Genomic DNA, 1,659 nt, shown 5'->3' with positions numbered 1-1,659 from the left:
GGCGGCGCCCGCGGCGGGCTCGTCCTGCTCGGCGTGGTGCTGCTCGCCGTCGGCGTGCTCACCGTGCTGCTGGTGACCGGGGTCTTCGGGCAGGGCCGCCCGCAACGCCCGCTGCTGGACCCGGTGGTCGAACAGTTCCTGCTGGCCAACGGCACCGCCGCCCGCCTGGTCGCGATCCTGGCCGGTCTCGTGCTGGTGCTGCTCGGGCTCTGGTGGACCGCGCGGTCGCTGCGCCCGGAGACCCGGCCGGACCTGGTCCTGGACGGCGGCCCGGACACCGAGATCCGGATCGGCGCCTCCGCCGCGGCCGACGCCGTCGCCGACGGGGCCGCCACGCTGCCCGGGGTGACCCGGGCCCGCGCCCGGATGGTCGGCAGCACCTCCGCGCCCGCGGTGCGCGCCACCGTGTGGGTCGGCGAGGACGTCGCCGACGGGGAGGTCGCCGAGATCTGCCGCCGCCTCGACGCCGAGATCCTGCCCGGGATCCGCGACGCGCTGGGGATGGCGGACCTCCCCGTCGCGGTCCGTCTGGAGCTGGACGCGGCCCGCCGCGACGACCGCCCGCGGGTCTCCTGACCCACCGGCCGGGTCCGTGACCCGGCTCACAGGGGCCGGGCCGGTCGGCGACCGTACGGTCGTCGGCATGAGCGCAGTGCTGGACGGCAGGACGGCCCTCGTCACCGGGGCGGGCAGCGGGATCGGGGCCGCCGTGGCCCGCAGGCTCGTCGCCGACGGGGCGAAGGTGTACGCGGTGGACCTCGCCGAGGACCGGGTGGCCCCACTGGCCGCCCAGAGCGACCTGGTCACGCCGCTGGGCTGCGACCTGTCCGACCTCGACGCCGTGGAACAGCTGCCCACCGACGTCGACATCCTGGTCAACAACGCCGGTCGCCAGCACGTCTCGCGGCTGGAGGAGTTCGACCCGGAGATGTTCTCGAACATCCTGCGCCTGATGCTGGAGTCGCCGTTCCGGCTGATCCGCCGGTCGCTGCCGCACATGTACGCCCGTGGCTGGGGGCGGGTCGTGAACATCTCCTCCGCGCACGGCCTGCGGGCCTCGCCGTACAAGTCCGCCTACGTCTCGGCCAAGCACGGCCTGGAGGGCCTGTCGAAGGTCACCGCGCTGGAGGGCGCCGAGCACGGCGTGACCAGCAACTGCATCAACCCCGCCTACGTGCGCACGCCGCTGGTCGAGGCGCAGATCGCCGACCAGGCCCGCACGCACGGGATCTCCGAGGACGAGGTCGTCACGAGGATCATGCTCACCCCGGTGGCGGTGAAGCGGCTGATCGAGCCCGCCGAGACCGCGGAGCTGGCCGCGCTGCTGTGGGGGCCGGCGTCGGCGTCGATCACCGGCACGTCGCTGTCCCAGGACGGCGGCTGGACCGCCCGGTAGGGGTGCGGCGCTCACCGCGGCCACACCCCGGTACCGGCATGATCGGTGCTCGTGCGGCGGTGGAGTGTGCTCGGGGTCCTGCTGCTCGCCGTACTGCTGCTCGCCGGGTGCGCCGTCGGGCCGTCGCAGCGGCCGCCGGTGGCCGTGCGGGGCGAACAGCTGCCTGCCGCTCCCCCGACGTCGGCCGCGGGCCCGCCCGCCGACCCGGACCTGCTGCCCGACTCCGACCCGGTCCGCACCACCGGGTTCACCGACTGCACCGC

The 1,659-nt window shown here is 75.4% G+C and carries 2 protein-coding genes and 1 pseudogene; all 3 read left to right on the top strand.

Annotation, left to right across the window (positions count from 1 at the left end; all coding sequences use genetic code 11):
• Positions 1-576, top strand: a 576-nt coding sequence (locus tag GTW08_RS29795; protein WP_161152850.1) for an alkaline shock response membrane anchor protein AmaP, incomplete at its 5' end; no start/stop codon positions are given.
• Between the two features lie 67 nt (positions 577-643).
• Positions 644-1,396, top strand: coding sequence for a 3-hydroxybutyrate dehydrogenase (locus GTW08_RS29790; RefSeq protein WP_161152849.1), 753 nt, complete (start codon positions 644-646; stop codon positions 1,394-1,396).
• A gap of 51 nt (positions 1,397-1,447) precedes the next feature.
• A pseudogene (locus GTW08_RS31305) lies at positions 1,448-1,659 on the top strand (hypothetical protein); the annotation flags it as partial.

Origin of the sequence: Pseudonocardia sp. SID8383 (genome assembly GCF_009864975.1) — a bacterium.
GTDB classification, from domain to species: domain Bacteria; phylum Actinomycetota; class Actinomycetes; order Mycobacteriales; family Pseudonocardiaceae; genus Pseudonocardia; species Pseudonocardia alni.
This window is presented reverse-complemented; position numbering and strand designations above follow the sequence as displayed.

Excerpts from the sequence above, each read along its gene's own strand:
- GTW08_RS29790 (WP_161152849.1), top strand. The coding sequence starts at position 644 with ATGAGCGCAGTGCTGGACGGCAGGACGGCCCTCGTCACCGGGGCGGGC.